This window comes from Kitasatospora sp. NPDC015120, assembly GCF_043080305.1.
Classification (GTDB): domain Bacteria; phylum Actinomycetota; class Actinomycetes; order Streptomycetales; family Streptomycetaceae; genus Kitasatospora.
Genome location: NZ_JBIBVJ010000039.1, coordinates 1 through 14,284, shown reverse-complemented (window position 1 = coordinate 14,284; position 14,284 = coordinate 1). Strand labels below are relative to the sequence as shown.

Sequence of the window (14,284 nt, the reverse complement as noted above, 5' to 3'; positions counted from 1 at the left end):
GCGCTGCCGTTGCCCCAGGAGTCGGAGGACTTGGTGAAGACCTGGCCGGTGGCGTTGTCGGCGCAGCTGAGTCCGGGGCGGCCGGGGTCGCGCAGCGAGTAGGAGCTGCCGGAGCCGGTGGTGTTGATCGTCGGCGAGGGGCCGTTCCACTTGCTGTTCAGGGTGCCGGCCCGCACGTCGTCGTAGCTGTCGATGACCTCGCCGGTGGTGGCGTCGACGAAGACGTGCAGGGTGCTGGGGGTGTCGCCGTTGCGGCCGGTGAGCACGGTCTCCCAGGCGAGCCGGCCGCTGTCGCCGTCCTTGACGCGCACGACGAGGCGGCGGGAGGCGACGGAGTCGACGGCGGAGAGCTTGGTGCGCGCGGTCTTCTCGGCCTTCTGGGCGCTGATCCGGGCGGTGGTGGCGCCCTGGATCCGGCCGCTGGAGGCGGACTGCGAGCTGCGGACGTTGCCCTGGGCGTCGGCGAGGACGACGGCGTCGCCGCCGACCACCGGCAGGCCCTTGTAGGTGCGCTCGTAGGAGACCGAGTAGAGGCCGCCGACCCAGGGCGTGACGGACTGGCGCTGGTAGGACTCGTCCGGGCCCTTGGCCAGGGCGTCCAGACCGGCGGCGGCCGCGGCGTCGGCGGCGTTCACGGCGGCGGCCAGCGCGCTCGGCGGGGCCGGGGCGGCGGGCGCGGCGGTGGCCGGGCCCACGGTGGCGGCGAGCGTGCCGGCCAGCACGGTCAGGGTGGTTGCGGCGGTCAGCAACCGGCCTGTGGTGGCACTGCGTTTCATCGAGGCTCCTAGCGTGTGGGGGTCCTCGACCGCGGAAGGAACGGCTGGTGGCACACCGCAGGGCCGTGTGTGGGGACGGCCGTGCGGGCCGTCCGCGCTCGGGTGCTCGAACCCTCACATGACGTCATGCTCCGGTCAACGGCTGGTGCGCGTGATGCGTCGGGTTGGCAAGTTCCGTCAAGTCGCGGGCCCGGCGGGCCGGGTGGGCCGTGAATCTGCCCGAAGGTCCCCGGGACGGCGGATCCCGGACCGGCTGCCGGTAGCGTGAGCTGCGGGTTCGGCGGGATGCCGGGCCGGGACACGGGGAGCGGTGGAGCCGGAGTGGGTGTGGAGACCGACGAGCTATGGCACGCTCGCCACCCGGTTGCACGTCAGCACCTCCACCCTGCACCGCCACTGCAACGGCGCGGCGGTTCCCACGACCACGGCCGCCCCTTCCGCGCGGCGGGCATCCGCGACGTGCCGGCCTACTCCCACACCGGCAGGAACTGGTCCCCGACCGAGCCCGACCTCCGAGGACCGCCCCGCCCCTCGCCTCCCGCCCCTCATCGTCCCGCCCCGCGCCGTCCGTGCACCGTCGGCGGCCCGCCGCGATGTCCGTACGGAGGAGTAGAGTTCCACGTCCGCGGACCGAAGCGGCCGGCCACGTGCGCAGGCGTGCCGGGTGCGCGGGGCGGGAAGGGACGGAACGGGACACAGGCCCGGCCGGCCGGGGACCGGGCGGCGGGGCACGGGATGGGGGGCGTGTGACGAGTCGTGGTGCCCGTGCGGTGCGGCGCGGTGCGGTGGGGCTGGCCGTCTGGTGGCTGTGGATGCCGCTGGTCGCGTTCGTCGTGTGGCTGGTCAAGCACCTGGTGTTCGGCGGCTTCGGCCAGCAGGACCAGAGCTACCGGCTGCTGATCGGACGGCAGTTCTTCCCGCACGGCGGTCCGTTGGACGCGGCGCCGCTGTTCTGGTTCTGGGTCGCGGTGGGGCTGTGCGGCACGGTGTGGGCGGTGGTGGCCGTCGCGGAGGACGCCGGGGCGGACCTCGGCGGGTGGAGGATGCGCCTGACGGTCGCGGTGGTGGTGCTGGCGGTGGCCGGCTCGCTGGTGCGCGCGGGCACCGGGCTGTGGGACGACGACAAGGACGCGGGCCGCTTCTACGCGGCGGCCACCGTGCTCGACGTCCCGGCCACCGGCGCGGGCACGCCGCGTTCGGTGCTGCCGGTGACCGAGCACACCCGCCCCGGCGACGGCGTCCGCTGCGACCTGGTGGGCACCGCGGACGTACCGGCCTGCGTGAAGACCGCGCCGATGCCGGACTTCGACTTCGAGGCGCGCACCGCCTCCTACGCGGCGGCGACCAAGGCGCTCACCGACAGCGCCGGCCTGACCTCCGGCATCCACCTGCTGGGGCACAGCCTCCACTACCTGCCCGACGGCTCGGAGGGCGGCGGGGTGTGGACGGCCGTCCTGGACGGCTCCGGTGAGCAGCCGATGGAGGGCGTCGCGGAATGGGACGGCCGCTCCAACTCCGTCGTCACCTGCGCGTTCCGCGGCGACCACGCCTTCGACCGGGCCTTCGGCGGGACGGGCGCCGTCAGCCTGCGCAACCTGCTCGCCGAGCGGTTCCCGGACGTCGTCTACAACGACCAGGACATCTGGGGCTACTGCGACGGCAGCGACCCCCGCACCGCCCAGCCGGTGGTGGTGATCTCGGTGGCCCGGGAGGCCGGTTACCGGCAGCGCACGGTGCTGGAACCGGCCGGGGTGCTGGTGCTGCGCGGGTCGCCGGACGGCCGCCCGGACATGACGTACCGGGCCGAGGTGGCCCCGGGCGAACTGCCGGGGGCGGTGTACCCGGCTTCGGTGGTCCGCTCGCAGATCCACGAGGTGCAGTGGCTCGGCGGGCGCGGCGCCAAGGACGACCGGGGCTTCGGCTACGCCCACACCTCGGCGGCGGCCAACGCCACCAACCCGGGGGAGTTCCTGCTGCGCTCCAAGGCGGACGGTCACCTCTACTACGTGACGCCGCTGGTGCCGAGGGAGAGCTCCTCGCAACTGGTGGTGGCGTTCGCCGTCCTTCAGGCCGACCGCGCCGGCGGCGGTCTCAACGACCTGCACGTGTACGTGCGCGGCGACGACGAGCCGTCGGTGAACCTGGACGTGCTGGCCAGCCGGATGGTGTCGTACATGGCGCAGCAGACCTCGATCACCATCAGTGTCGGGCAAGGTGGTGCGCTGCAGGAGATCATCCCGTTCGGCCGGGACAGGTGGCGCGGCTTCGTGGACTTCAACGGGCAGACCCAGGACTACATCGACCTGTCGGGCGACGCGCGGGTGACGCCCAACCTGGTGTCGCTGAACGGCAGCATCACCGCCCCGGGCGGCCAGCCGTCCCCCACGCCGTCCCCGTCCGCACCCCCGTCCGCCTCCCCGTCCACGTCCGCTCCCTCGCCCGGGACCCCGGCCCCCTCCGCGACGCCCGGCGCACCGGCCGGCGGATGCGGCGGCGATCCGGCGCAGTTGACGACCGGACAGCTCGCCGCCTGCGTGGCGGAGCTCTCCAAGGCCCTGCAGGGCCGCGTCCAGGACCAGGCCTCCGCCCGGCCCTGACCCCGGCCCCGGCCCCGGCAGTGGCACTGGCCCGGGCCCGGGCGCGCGACCCCGGGTCCGCCCCGGCGGCGGGGCCGTCTCAGCGACGGCGCCGCCGCACCGGCGGGGCCTGGTCCAGCGGGAGCTGGTCGCCGGTGGCGCCGACCTCCAGCCGCCCGTAGTCCGGGTGGTCCAGCCGGTGGTGGACGTGGATCTGATCGGCCCACGGAGGGTCGAACGGCGTGAACGCCCGCAGGCCCAGGACCTGTCCGATCGGCCGGTCGGGGTGCGCGGCGTTGAAGTCGGCGATCGCGGCGGCCTCACCGATCTGTGCGATCGTCCCCGGCAGGTCGTCGAGGTAGCAGGTCACCCTCGGCAGCAGATGCCCGTGGGAGGGGCCCCGGAACAGGTCGAGGGCGGTCGCCGTCGAGGAGCAGTAGTCCAGGTCGAGGGAGACGAAGCCGACGGGGTGCTCGCGCAGCACCTCGGCGTGGGAGTCCAGATAGCCGGGCAGCGTCGCGGTGAGGTCGCCGATCACCAGCTCGGCCGCTCCCAGCCGGGCCCGCAGCCGGTCGTGGTCCATCGTGTAGAAACCGGGGGCGAACAGGTAGCGGAGGTCCCGGGGGTCCGTGCTGTCGGGCAGCCCCGCCCCGCTGTCGAAGCCGACGACCCGCACGGCGACCCCGGTGGCGGCGGCGTAGTAGCGGGCGTGCTCGGCGAGGGCCAGCAGCCCGTTGCCGCCGGCCACCCCGAACTCCACCACCGTCACTCCCCGGTGGCCCAGCCGTGCCGCCGACTCGGTGGCCCTGCGCACGCCGTAGGCGTAGTGCGGCCGCTCGACCAGCCCGAACCGGTACGCGGCCGCCGGTCCGACCCCGGGCAGCCTCCGCAGCAGCCGGTTGCGCGCCGCCGTCCGGGTGCCGGACTTCGACCAGTCCCACAGGACGTCGGCCAGCCCGCCGGTGGGCCTGCGGCCGTACGGATGCCCCTTCTGGGCCGTCGTCCTCGGTTCCCTGCGCACCCTGTCCTCCTCAGCACGACGACGCGGTCGGGGGCATCCTTCCCGTCCGCGCCCCGCCCCGAATCGGTTCGCCGGTCGGTCCCGGCGGTCCCGGGCCCCACGCTGTCCCCGGGACGCACGGCGCCGGTCCGGCGGCGTTCACGGGCACCCGGTATGTTGATCACCCGCCCGCGCCCGGCGCAGGGCCCCGGACGCGGATCCGGTGCGTCCCGGTGCGCCCGGAACCGGTCCGCCGTCGCCCGGCCGGCCGCCACCCCTCTCCGTCCCGCCCGAAGGATCCCGGATGACCGTTCCCGCCCCGTCCGACCGCCCGGGGCCCGCCGACGCCCCGGCCACCGACAACCCCTGGGCACCGCCGGGCCCCATCCGGACGGACGGCGCCGCCCCAGCCCCGGCAGCGGCCCCCGGCCCGTTCCCCGCCCCGGCTGCGGCCCCCGGTCCGTTCCCCTCGCCGGGCGTGCCCTCCTGGGCGCCGTACCCGTACCCGTACCCGATGCCGGCGCCGCAGCCCCGCAACGGCCTGGGCGTCGCGGCGATGGTCCTCGGGATCGTCGGGACCGTGCTGGGCCTGGCCGTCATCCTGTTCTGGCTGTCCTGGCTGCTCGCCCTGCTGGCCGTGATCCTCGGTGCCGTCGCCCTGGCCCAGGTGCGCAAGGGCGTCGCGACCAACCGGGGAACCGCGCTCGCGGGCGTGATCCTGGGCGTCGTCGGCCTGCTGGTCTCCACCGGCGCCGGGGTCCTGGTGGTGGCGGAGATCCGGGCGGTCAACGAGGAGCGCAAGGCGGACGAGGCAGCCGACCGGGCCCGCGCCGAGGAGGCCGCCCGGGCCGCCCAGGAGCGGGCGGCGAAGGAGCGGGAGCGGCTGGAGGCCGAGCGCAGGCGCATCGAGGCCGAGCGCGCGGCCGCGGCCGCGGACGAGAAGGCCCGGCACCCGCAGTTCGGGCAGTCCTACACCTTCCCGGACGGACTGAAGGTCACGATGGCCAGGCCGGAGCGCTACGTCCCGGACGAGACCGTCCTCAAGGCCCCGAAGAACGCCAGGATCATCCAGGTGAGGATCACCATCGTCAACACCGGCTCCGCGGAGGTCCCGCTCCGGGGCAGCGGCCTTCCCGTCGTCCGGGACGCCAACGGCGTCCTCGTCCTCACCCTGATCGACGGCAGCGGACGGCTCAAGGTCCCCACCGGCACCGTCGCCCCCGGGAAGGAGGTCACCAGCCTGACCGCCTACGGCCTGCCGGAGACCGCGGCCGACCCGTTCTCCGTGGAGTTCGTCCACCACGCGGGGCCTGGCGGCAGCGTCGTCTGGTCCGGCCCGCCGAGCTGACCCCGGCGGCCCCCGCCGCCCCCGTTGCGCCGGGCGGGCGCGTGCGCCCGCCCGGGCGGCCCGGTCCTGCGTAGCGTGGGTGGGGACGAACGAGGTGATGTCGTGGATTCCGACGCGGAGCCGTCCGGGGCACCGGGGGAGGGGAACCCGCCGGGGTTCCGGCTGGAGCAGGGCGGCGAACAGCTGGAAGGCGCCGCCCTCCAGCTGCTCGCCCTGGCGAAGGCCAAGAACCGGTTGCAGGGGCTGCTGTCGGCGGTGCTGGCGATCAGCGGCGACCTGGACCTGTCCGCGGTGCTGCACCGGATCGTCACGACGGCCATGGAGCTGGCCGACGCTCGCTACGGCGCGCTGGGCGTCCTCGCCCCCTCCGGTGACCACCTGGAACGGTTCGTCACCGCCGGTCTGACGGACGAGGAGCGGGCGGCGCTCGCCGGGGTCGACTTCCCGCACGGACGCGGAGTGCTCGGCCATCTGATCCGGCATCCCGCACCGCTGCGGGTCGACGACATCCCCGCCCACCCGGCCTCGGTGGGCTTCCCGCCCGGCCATCCGCCGATGCGCACGCTGCTGGGCGTGGCGATCACCGTCCGCGGCGAGATCTACGGCGACCTCTACCTCTCCGAGCGCGCCGACGGCCGGCCGTTCGACGAGGACGACGAGGAGATCGTCCGGGCCCTCGCGGGCGCGGCCGGCATCGCCATCGAGAACGCCCGTCTGTTCGGCTGCGTGCGCGACAGCGCGGAGCAGTTCCAGCGTCTGCTGCTGCCCACCCTGCCCGATCTGGTCCCGTTCTCCGGCGCCGCGGTCTACCGCACCGCCAGCGAACCGGCCCGCGTCGGCGGGGACTGGTACGACGCGGCCGTCCTGCCCGACCGGGCCTGCGTGGCCGTCATCGGCGACGTGGTCGGCCACGACCTGCAGGCCGCCGCCGCCATGGCCCAGGCCCGCAACATGCTCCGCGCGCTGCTCTACGACCGCAGGACCCCGCCCAGCTCGGTGCTGACCCAGCTGGACCACACCGTGGGCGCCATCACCGACCTGCCCGTCACCACCGCCTGCCTGGCCCGGATCGAACCCGCCGGCGACGGCTGGAACCTGCACTGGAGCACCGCCGGCCACCTGCCGCCCCTGGTGCTCGGCCCCGACGGGCACGCCCGGTACGTCCGGGGCGAACCCGGCATCCCGCTGGGCGTGGACCCCGCCGTCCCCCGCCCCGACCACACCCACCCGCTGCCCGCCGGCAGCACCGTGGTGCTGTTCACCGACGGCCTCGTCGAACACCCGGAGCGGGCCATCGACGAGGGCCTGGACGCCCTCGCCGCCCTCGCCACCGCCCACGTCGCCCTGCCCCTGGACGACCTCGTCCGCGTCCTGGCCGATCACCACCCCAGCGACGGCCACGACGACATCGCGATCCTCGCCATCCGGGTCCCCGCCGCCGAAGGCCCCCTTCCGCAGCGCCCCCTTCCGTAGCACTGCCCGCGGTGGGGCCACCGCCGCGCGGCCGGCCGCTCCGCCCGCCGATGTCACAATCACCGCCCCCGCGCAGTCATAGAGAGGAGACCGGCAGGGAGGAACGGCATGAACTGGCGTCAGTCGGCCCGGTGCCGCGGCACGGACCCCGAACTCTTCTTCCCCATCGGGAGCAGCACCAGCTTCGCGACCCTCGTGCAGAGCGACGAGGCGAAGGCCGTGTGCGGCGGCTGCCCCGTTTCCCGCCAGTGCCTGGAATGGGCACTGGACCGGCCCGTGGAGGGCGTCTGGGGCGGCACGACGGAGACGGAACGCCGGGCGATGCGACGACGCCGGGCCTGACGCCCCGGAAGCGCTGCCGACGGCGACGGCCGTTCGCGGAACGGCGGCTGCCGGGACCCCCGCGGGAGTCCCGGCAGCCCCGCCCGCCTCACCCGCAACAGGGCTTGCACTCCTGCACCTGCACGTTGTCGATGACCGGGCCGTACGCCCCGGCGACGGTGCTGGTGAAGCTCAGCGTCGTGGACGCGCCCTGCGCGACGAAGGTGAACTGGCGGCCCACGTAGCCCATCGCGTTCCTCGTCCTGCCGGTGACGTCGAAGGAGAAGTCCTGGAAGTTCTGGCCGTCGATCAGCGCCCGCCCGGTCCGCAGGGCCGGCCCCCCGCCCGGGTTGCCGGCCAGCGCGTAGCTGACCGAGTAGGTGGTGCCCGGAACGGTGGTGAAGCTCTGGGCGACGGTGCCGCTGCCGGAGCCGTTGAGGTCCAGCGACTGGTCGCCCTCGGCGGCCTGCCAGAAGCCGACGCCGATCAGGTCGACGCTGCCGGCGGTGACGGCCCACGGCCCGATGCCCTGACCGGCGGTCAGGGGGGTGAACGCGTTCGCCGGGGCCTTGGGCGTCTCGAAGCTGCCGTCGTCGAAGCGGCTCAGGGCGCGGTGGCCGTCGGCGGCCTGGGCGGGGCCGGCCAGGGCGGTGGCACCGGCGACGAGCAGGGCGGCGACGGCGACGTGGACGCGCGAGAACGACATGGATGGCCCTCCCGGGGCTGATGGGCGGAAGCAGCCGGTGACCGACTGCTCACCGAGCGTCTGCCGTTCGGGTGATCCCTGCCAAGACCCGACGCTCGGCGCCCGGTGTCTCGCCGGGCCCGCGCGCGGGCTCCCGCACGCCGGTTTCGCCGGGCGCGGCCCCGCCGTTCCGGGCCTCGCGGGGTGCCCCCGTCGTCACGCCGCAGCGGAACGCGACCAGGTGCGCGGGCAGCCCGGGGGAGTGCACCACCTCGCGCACCCCCCTCCTCGCGCCGTTCACCCCGTCCCCGCTCACCCCCCTGCTCGCCGTTCGGCCTCAGTGGACGGGAACGCAGATCTCGCACAGGTGCCGGGCGAGCAGGCTCGGGCGGTAGCGTTCGAGAACGGGACGGGCGCCGTCGAAGGCGAACCCATGGGCGGCGAGGTTCGCGAAGAGGCCGGCCCAGGCCTGCCCGAGGGCCTCACCGGTGTGCGCGACGGCGAGAACGGCGTGCCGCCCGCCCGCGAGGCGGCCTTCCCGGATCTCCGGACCCCGGATCTCGGCGCCGTCGGCCACCAGGAGGCAGGTGTCGTAGCGGCAGGCGTCCGGCGGCGTCCGGGCGGGGTCGTCCCGGGCGATGCCCAGGACGGCCGTGTCGGCCCGCAGCAGATCGTGCGCCGCAGCCCAGGACTTGAGCCTTTCCATGAGGATCCGGTTCGCCGCTCCATAAGGTCCGGTGTGCCTCAGATAGGCGATGCGGGATTCCGGAATTTCTTCCAGCGTGAACATGGTCCATTCTCCGTCCGAGTGGCGTGGGGAAAACGGTAGCAAGGTATAAAAGCCGCCCGACGGCCCTTTTTCATTGCCCGGCCCGAGGCCGCCGACTGGTAGGCGCAGTGCCGGCCCGCCTAGGGTGGGCTCGTGGTCCCGGACACCACACTCCTTGAGCACACATATGCGACCCGGTGGAGGGAACGCCGTGAGGATCAATCTGACCAGCGTCTTCGTCGACGACCAGGAGAAGGCCCTGCGCTTCTACACCGGGGTGCTCGGTTTCGTGCTCAAGCACGACGTCCCGCTCGGCGGTCCCCGGTGGCTGACCGTCGTCTCGCCCGAACAGCCCGACGGCACGGAACTCCTGCTGGAGCCCGACAGCCACCCCGCCGTCGGCCCGTACAAGAAGGCATTGGCCGGCGATGGGATCCCGGCCGCCTCCTTCGCCGTGGACGACGTGCACGCCGAGTTCGAGCGCCTGCGCGCCCTCGGCGTGCACTTCACCCAGGAGCCGACCGAGATGGGCCCGGTCACCACGGCCGTCCTGGACGACACCTGCGGCAACCTCGTCCAACTCGCCCACCGGCACTGAGCGCTGTCCTACCAGTAGGTGGCCGGTCCCGTGAGGGTCCAGCCGGTCCCGGTGGGTTTGATCCAGAACCCGAGGGCGACATCGAGGGTGCGGGCCCCGTGGGCGATCTCGATGCTGACGTGGCTGGTGGTGCGGCCCCACTGGAAGGCGGCGATGCGGAGCTCGCCGAGCCAGGACAGGTCCTGGTCCCGCCGGTCGGTGGTGGGGCTGTCGTCGGTGTGGAGGGCGGTCCACAGCGAGGTGAGGACGTGCCGGGTCGGGTGGCCGTCGACGAGGTGTTCGACGTCGGGGATCCTGCCGGTGCGGAGCAGGTGGAAGTAGTGGCGGACGACCGCTTCGATGTCGCCCGGGGCGGGGTGTTCCGTCCAGGTGGTCACCCCGGGATCCTAGGGAGTGTCACGCGGCCGTCGTGGGGGTGCTCCGGACGCGGTGCCCGCCTACCGAATGCGGGTGTGAGCCGCCGGCTCCGCGCCGGGACCCGCCACGGCGGCCGTCCCGGTGAGGTCCTGTCCGCCGGACGCCCGACTGGGGAGAGGGAAGTCCCGGGTGGCGGTACCGCCGTGGCGGTCGCGGGGATCCGGTCAAGGGGTTCTGCCGGCGCCTGTCGGCAGGGGGGCGGGGTCAGGCGCGGCGGCGGTCGCTGTCGTCGCGCAGCCGGGTGGTGTGGTGGGTGAGAGCGTCGAGGCGCGTGGCGAGATCGCTCTGGTCGGTGTCGAGGTGGGGGCGGATGGCGCTCAGGGGCTCTATGAGGTCGGCGGGGTCGGTGGCGCCGAGGGCGGCGGTCAGGGCGGCTTGGGCGGGGAGGGCGCCGGGGCCGAGTGCGGCCGTGGTGATCCGGGCGGCGAGGACCCGCAGCTCGGCGGCGTTGTCGCGGGCCCAGGCGGTGACCGTCCGGTCGGCGGCGCGCCGGTCGCGGACGGCCTTGACGCGCTCCGCACCGGTACCGGCCCGCGTCGTGCCGCCGGCGGGCTTGAGGCGCAGGTAGCGGTTCTCGGCGGCCTGGCGGCTGGCCACGCCCATGGGCCGGGCGAGGTCGGCCCAGGTGGCGCCGGCCTCCCGGGCGCTCTTCACCAGACCGGCCTCCCAGCCGGCGAGCTGGGTGCGCAGCTCGCGCAGCAGCATCACGGCGGCCAGCGCCTGCTCGGGCCCCTCCTGCCCGACGGGCGCGGTCGGGGGCTGGGACGCGGGGTTCTGAGCGGCGCGGACGGCGTCGTCGATGGCGGCCAGGGCCGCTGCGGCCGCCAGGAAGGAGGCGGGCTCGACCGGCCGGGGGCCGCCGGGGGCGGCTTTGCTGGGCTTCTCACTCATGAAGTCACTCTACAAGCGACACGAGGACTTGTCATCGGATGGATGACGCGCTAGAAAGGTGTCAGGTGAAGCGCACTGGCACCCGTTCGATCAGTGGAGGTGTTTCGCGATGCTGCTGCGCACTGACCCGTTCCGCGAGCTGGACCGCCTGACCCAGCAGTTCCTGGGCGGCACGGGGACCTGGTCGCGTCCCGCGCCGATGCCGCTGGACGCCTACCGGACCGGCGACGAGTACGTGATCTGCTTCGACCTGCCCGGGGTGGACCCGGAGGCGATCGACATCGACGTCGAGCGGAACATGGTGACGGTCAAGGCCGAACGCCGCCCGCGCCAGGAGGGCGAGGGCGTGAAGTGGGAGCTGTCGGAGCGCCCGCTCGGCGTGTTCTCCCGCCAGGTCATGCTGTCCGACACCCTCGACCCCGCCGGGATCACCGCCGACTACGACGCCGGCGTGCTGACCCTGAAGATCCCGGTCGCCGAGAAGGCCAAGCCCCGCAAGGTCGCCATCAGCCACAGCGGCGACCGCAAGCAGATCCAGGCCTGACCGGCCGCCGATGCCGTTCCGGCCGCCCCTGATCTCTCCCCCCTGATCGAAGGGGCGGCCGGAACCGACCGCAGCGGCGGGCGCCCGCTTCCGTGCGGGCGGGGCACGGCCTCGTCCGGCTGCCGAAGCCCACCGGTCCGCACCGGCGCCCGTCCCCGGGAGCGGAGGGAGGAGGACGGTGACTCTTCGACGGGAGGCGTTCCCGGAAGAGGTCCGGGAGCGCGGTGAGTACGACACCCCGCAGGAGGCCGAGCGCGCGGCCCGGGTCGTCCTGGCCCTGCTCGGCGCCCACCTGACCGGCGACGTGCGCGAGGAACTGGCCGCCCGCCTGCCGGAGACCATGGCCCTGGTCCTGCTCAACCCCTTGCACGCCGCGGAACCGCTCAGCCCGGAACGGTTCGTGCGCGCCACCGCGGCCTGGATCGAGGGCGCCACCGAAGCCACCGCCCTGTGGGACATCGGCGCCGTCCTGTCCACGGTGGCCGACGCCGCCGGCGACGACCTCACCGGGCGCGTCCTGCTTCAGCTGCCGCCCGGCTACGACCTCCTGTTCGGCCGCCCCACCGCAGGCCAACGACCCTGACCACCCCGCACGCCGCCGGTCCGCCGGCGGCCAGCCCCTGGAGGCCCCACGGTCATGACCCGTTACCGCCACCTCCTCCAGCAGGTCCGCACCCTGGGCCGCTACCCCACCGACGAGGAGGCCGAGCGCGTCCTCACGGCCGTTCTGGCCCTCCTCGGCTCCCAGCTCACCGGCGACGAACGCTGCGACCTCGCGGTAGCCCTGCCCGAACGCGCCCGCGCCGTCTTCGCCGCCCAGCTTCCGCTCCCGGCACCGGTCACCGCACCCGCCTTCGTCGAGAGCCTCGCCCACACCCTGGGCACCAGCCTCACCGCGGCCCGCTGGGATGCCTCCTCCGTCCTGGCCGCCCTCACCACCCTCACCGGCGACCACCTCACCGACCGCCTCCTCGCCCACCTGCCCCGCGGCTACGCTCTGCTGTTCGGCCGCGCGGACCTGGCTGCCGTCGCCTGAAGCGGCGGCTTCGACCGCCGGCGCGGCGCGGGAGCGCTTCCCGGCGGGCCGTGACGGGTCGTCATGGCCGGGGCGCGTCGCACTCCGAGGGAGGTGTCCGCGTCGCCCGGCCCGGCACCGCGGAGCCCGCGGGCGATCCCTCCGTCATGTGAGCGGGAGCGGGGGGCGGAGGGCGGGGAGGGCGTCCTGGAGGGTGGTGGCGATGTGGACGAGGGCGGCTTCGTGGTGGTGGGGGGTGATGAACTGGAGGCCGATGGGCAGACCGGTGGGGTCGAGGGCGACGGGGAGGGTGAGGGCGGGCTGGCCGGTGAGGTTGGCGGGCGCGGTGAGGCGCAGGTAGGCGTTGGTGACGGTCTCGGTGGCGGTGTCGGGCCACTGGACGTGGGGCTGGGTGCGCGGGGTGGCGGTGAGGGGGACGGTGGGGGTGGCGAGGACGTCGATGCGGGTGAAGAGCTCGCACCAGGTGCGGTGGACGAGGGTGCGGGCGCGTTGGGCGAGGAGGTGGTCGCCGGCGGGGAGGAGACGGCCGGCTTCCAGGAGGATGCGGACGTCGTCGCCGTAGAGGTGGGGGGTGTGACGGAGGCGGTGCTCGTGGGCGGCGGCGGCTTCGGGGCCCATGAGGCCCCACAGGGTGGGCAGGAGGTGGTCGGCGAGGGGGGTGTCGATCTCGACGGTGCTGGCGCCGAGGGTGGTGAGGTGGTCGATGGCGGTGCGGACGGCCTTGTCGACGTCGGGGGTGACGCGGTCGAAGAAATAGGTGCGGGGGATGCCGATCCGCAGGCCGCGTAGGTCCTGGGGGCGGGTGGCCGGGTCGTGGGAGTCGTCGCCGGTGAGGGCGTTGAGGACGAGGGCGGCGTCGTGGGCGGTGCGGGTGATGGGGCCGGGGTGGTCGAGGGACCACGACAGCGGGGCGATGCCGTGGCAGGAGAGAAGGCCGTAGGTGGGTTTGAGGCCGACGACGCCGTTGAGGGCGGCCGGTACCCGGACGGAGCCCGCGGTGTCGGTGCCCAGGGCGAAGAGGGCGGATCCGGTGGCGACGGCGACGGCGGAGCCGCCGCTGGATCCGCCGGCGACACGGTCGGGGTGCCAGGGGTTGGCGGTCTGGGGGGTGGTGAGGCCGTACGCGAACTCGTGGGTGTGGGTCTTGCCGACGAGGACGGCACCGGCGGCGGTGAGACGGGCGGCGAGGGTGGCGTCACGGGTGGGCACGCGGTCGGCCCACTGGCGGGAGCTGGCCGTGGTGGGGATGCCCGCGGTGTCGATGTTGTCCTTGAGCGCGTAGGGGATGCCGTGCAGGGGGCCCCGGTGGTGGCCGGCGAGCAGCTCGCGTTCGGCGCGTGCGGCTGCGGTGCGGGCGGTGTCGGCCGTGACGGTGACGTAGGCGTTGAGGCGGGGCTCGGTGGCTTCGAGGCGTTCCAGGACCGATTCGGTCAGCTCGACGGGTGACAGCCGCCGGGCGGCGATGGCGGCGGCGGCGTCGGCGACGGTGAGGTCACAGGGCTGCATCGGCGCGTTCCGCGGGTGCGGCAGGGCCCTCGGGGCCGGCGGGCGGGACGGGCGTGGTGCGGAAGACCGCCGCGGGGGTGATGTCGGCGAGGTCGAGCTCGTGCAGGGTGGCGATCTCGGAATGCAGGTGATCGGCGAGGGCGACTGCGTCGGGTGGGGGTTGCTGGGTGGGGGGCATGGCGGTCTTCCTTTTCGCTTTGAAATGGGCCCGACGGTCCTGGAGTGGGACCGTCGGGTGTTCGCGCTCATGCTGGTTGGTGTGGGGTGGTGTTAGTTGTCGATGGTGATGTTGTAGGTGTGGAGCCAGGCGTTGAGGGCGAGGGGGACTTCGAGGTCGATGCGGG

The 14,284-nt window shown here is 74.4% G+C and carries 16 protein-coding genes; 8 read left to right on the top strand and 8 right to left on the bottom strand.

Annotated elements, in window-relative coordinates; translation table 11 throughout:
- The coding region (locus tag ACF1AK_RS35910) for a PepSY domain-containing protein (protein ID WP_391503045.1) at positions 1 to 776 on the bottom strand (776 nt) is incomplete at its 3' end.
- A 746-nt stretch (positions 777 to 1,522) separates the two neighbouring features.
- On the opposite strand from ACF1AK_RS35910, the gene ACF1AK_RS35905 reads away from it, so the two are divergent.
- The gene (locus tag ACF1AK_RS35905) at positions 1,523 to 3,373 is read left to right on the top strand and encodes a hypothetical protein (RefSeq protein ID WP_391503044.1); all 1,851 of its coding nucleotides are present in this window, start codon (positions 1,523 to 1,525) and stop codon (positions 3,371 to 3,373) included.
- Positions 3,374 to 3,452: 79 nt separating this feature from the next.
- On the opposite strand, the gene ACF1AK_RS35900 is transcribed toward ACF1AK_RS35905, so the two are convergent.
- Entirely contained in the window at positions 3,453 to 4,373 is a 921-nt protein-coding gene (locus tag ACF1AK_RS35900) for a hypothetical protein (RefSeq protein WP_391503043.1), read from the bottom strand.
- Between the two features lie 283 nt (positions 4,374 to 4,656).
- Between ACF1AK_RS35900 and ACF1AK_RS35895 the strand changes: the two genes are divergently transcribed.
- The 3 genes from ACF1AK_RS35895 (at position 4,657) to ACF1AK_RS35885 (ending at position 7,515) form a co-directional block, all read left to right on the top strand.
- Positions 4,657 to 5,700: a DUF4190 domain-containing protein gene (locus tag ACF1AK_RS35895; RefSeq protein ID WP_391503042.1), complete on the top strand. Its 1,044-nt coding sequence runs from the start codon at positions 4,657 to 4,659 to the stop codon at positions 5,698 to 5,700.
- Between the two features lie 183 nt (positions 5,701 to 5,883).
- The gene (locus tag ACF1AK_RS35890) at positions 5,884 to 7,173 is read left to right on the top strand and encodes a PP2C family protein-serine/threonine phosphatase (protein ID WP_391503046.1); all 1,290 of its coding nucleotides are present in this window, start codon (positions 5,884 to 5,886) and stop codon (positions 7,171 to 7,173) included.
- A gap of 108 nt (positions 7,174 to 7,281) precedes the next feature.
- Positions 7,282 to 7,515: a WhiB family transcriptional regulator gene (locus ACF1AK_RS35885; protein ID WP_391503041.1), complete on the top strand. Its 234-nt coding sequence runs from the start codon at positions 7,282 to 7,284 to the stop codon at positions 7,513 to 7,515.
- 88 nt (positions 7,516 to 7,603) lie between these two features.
- Here the strand turns inward: ACF1AK_RS35885 and ACF1AK_RS35880 are convergent, their stop codons facing one another.
- Both ACF1AK_RS35880 and ACF1AK_RS35875 read right to left on the bottom strand, forming a co-directional pair.
- Complete coding sequence (locus tag ACF1AK_RS35880) at positions 7,604 to 8,200, bottom strand: choice-of-anchor C family protein (RefSeq protein ID WP_391503040.1); 597 nt, start codon at positions 8,198 to 8,200, stop codon at positions 7,604 to 7,606.
- A gap of 316 nt (positions 8,201 to 8,516) precedes the next feature.
- A complete protein-coding gene (locus ACF1AK_RS35875) occupies positions 8,517 to 8,969 on the bottom strand; it encodes a GyrI-like domain-containing protein (protein ID WP_391503039.1) in 453 nt (150 codons plus the stop codon).
- Positions 8,970 to 9,159: 190 nt separating this feature from the next.
- On the opposite strand from ACF1AK_RS35875, the gene ACF1AK_RS35870 reads away from it, so the two are divergent.
- Positions 9,160 to 9,546, top strand: coding sequence for a VOC family protein (locus ACF1AK_RS35870; protein WP_391503038.1), 387 nt, complete (start codon positions 9,160 to 9,162; stop codon positions 9,544 to 9,546).
- A gap of 8 nt (positions 9,547 to 9,554) precedes the next feature.
- Here ACF1AK_RS35870 and ACF1AK_RS35865 read toward each other — a convergent pair whose 3' ends face one another.
- Together ACF1AK_RS35865 and ACF1AK_RS35860 are read right to left on the bottom strand one after the other, a co-directional pair.
- On the bottom strand, positions 9,555 to 9,923 hold the full coding sequence (locus ACF1AK_RS35865) for a hypothetical protein (RefSeq protein WP_391503037.1): 369 nt from the start codon (positions 9,921 to 9,923) through the stop codon (positions 9,555 to 9,557).
- 244 nt (positions 9,924 to 10,167) lie between these two features.
- Entirely contained in the window at positions 10,168 to 10,854 is a 687-nt protein-coding gene (locus ACF1AK_RS35860; RefSeq protein WP_391503036.1) for a hypothetical protein, read from the bottom strand.
- 109 nt (positions 10,855 to 10,963) lie between these two features.
- On the opposite strand from ACF1AK_RS35860, the gene ACF1AK_RS35855 reads away from it, so the two are divergent.
- From ACF1AK_RS35855 to ACF1AK_RS35845, 3 genes are all read left to right on the top strand, one after another.
- Positions 10,964 to 11,398: an Hsp20/alpha crystallin family protein gene (locus ACF1AK_RS35855; RefSeq protein ID WP_391503035.1), complete on the top strand. Its 435-nt coding sequence runs from the start codon at positions 10,964 to 10,966 to the stop codon at positions 11,396 to 11,398.
- A gap of 178 nt (positions 11,399 to 11,576) precedes the next feature.
- A complete protein-coding gene (locus ACF1AK_RS35850; protein WP_391503034.1) occupies positions 11,577 to 11,981 on the top strand; it encodes a DUF2267 domain-containing protein in 405 nt (134 codons plus the stop codon).
- Positions 11,982 to 12,035: 54 nt separating this feature from the next.
- A complete protein-coding gene (locus ACF1AK_RS35845) occupies positions 12,036 to 12,434 on the top strand; it encodes a DUF2267 domain-containing protein (protein ID WP_391503033.1) in 399 nt (132 codons plus the stop codon).
- A 144-nt stretch (positions 12,435 to 12,578) separates the two neighbouring features.
- Here ACF1AK_RS35845 and ACF1AK_RS35840 read toward each other — a convergent pair whose 3' ends face one another.
- Positions 12,579 to 13,940, bottom strand: coding sequence for an amidase (locus ACF1AK_RS35840; protein WP_391503032.1), 1,362 nt, complete (start codon positions 13,938 to 13,940; stop codon positions 12,579 to 12,581).
- A complete protein-coding gene (locus ACF1AK_RS35835) occupies positions 13,927 to 14,118 on the bottom strand; it encodes a hypothetical protein (RefSeq protein WP_391503031.1) in 192 nt (63 codons plus the stop codon). The genes ACF1AK_RS35840 and ACF1AK_RS35835 overlap by 14 nt, the downstream gene beginning before the upstream one ends.
- Positions 14,119 to 14,284: the final 166 nt, after the last annotated feature.

Excerpts from the sequence above, each read along its gene's own strand:
- ACF1AK_RS35895 (WP_391503042.1), top strand. The coding sequence starts at position 4,657 with ATGACCGTTCCCGCCCCGTCCGACCGCCCGGGGCCCGCCGACGCCCCG.
- ACF1AK_RS35885 (WP_391503041.1), top strand. The coding sequence starts at position 7,282 with ATGAACTGGCGTCAGTCGGCCCGGTGCCGCGGCACGGACCCCGAACTC.
- ACF1AK_RS35880 (WP_391503040.1), bottom strand. The coding sequence starts at position 8,200 with ATGTCGTTCTCGCGCGTCCACGTCGCCGTCGCCGCCCTGCTCGTCGCC.
- ACF1AK_RS35875 (WP_391503039.1), bottom strand. The coding sequence starts at position 8,969 with ATGTTCACGCTGGAAGAAATTCCGGAATCCCGCATCGCCTATCTGAGG.
- ACF1AK_RS35860 (WP_391503036.1), bottom strand. The coding sequence starts at position 10,854 with ATGAGTGAGAAGCCCAGCAAAGCCGCCCCCGGCGGCCCCCGGCCGGTC.
- ACF1AK_RS35855 (WP_391503035.1), top strand. The coding sequence starts at position 10,964 with ATGCTGCTGCGCACTGACCCGTTCCGCGAGCTGGACCGCCTGACCCAG.
- ACF1AK_RS35845 (WP_391503033.1), top strand. The coding sequence starts at position 12,036 with ATGACCCGTTACCGCCACCTCCTCCAGCAGGTCCGCACCCTGGGCCGC.
- ACF1AK_RS35840 (WP_391503032.1), bottom strand. The coding sequence starts at position 13,940 with ATGCAGCCCTGTGACCTCACCGTCGCCGACGCCGCCGCCGCCATCGCC.
- ACF1AK_RS35835 (WP_391503031.1), bottom strand. The coding sequence starts at position 14,118 with ATGCCCCCCACCCAGCAACCCCCACCCGACGCAGTCGCCCTCGCCGAT.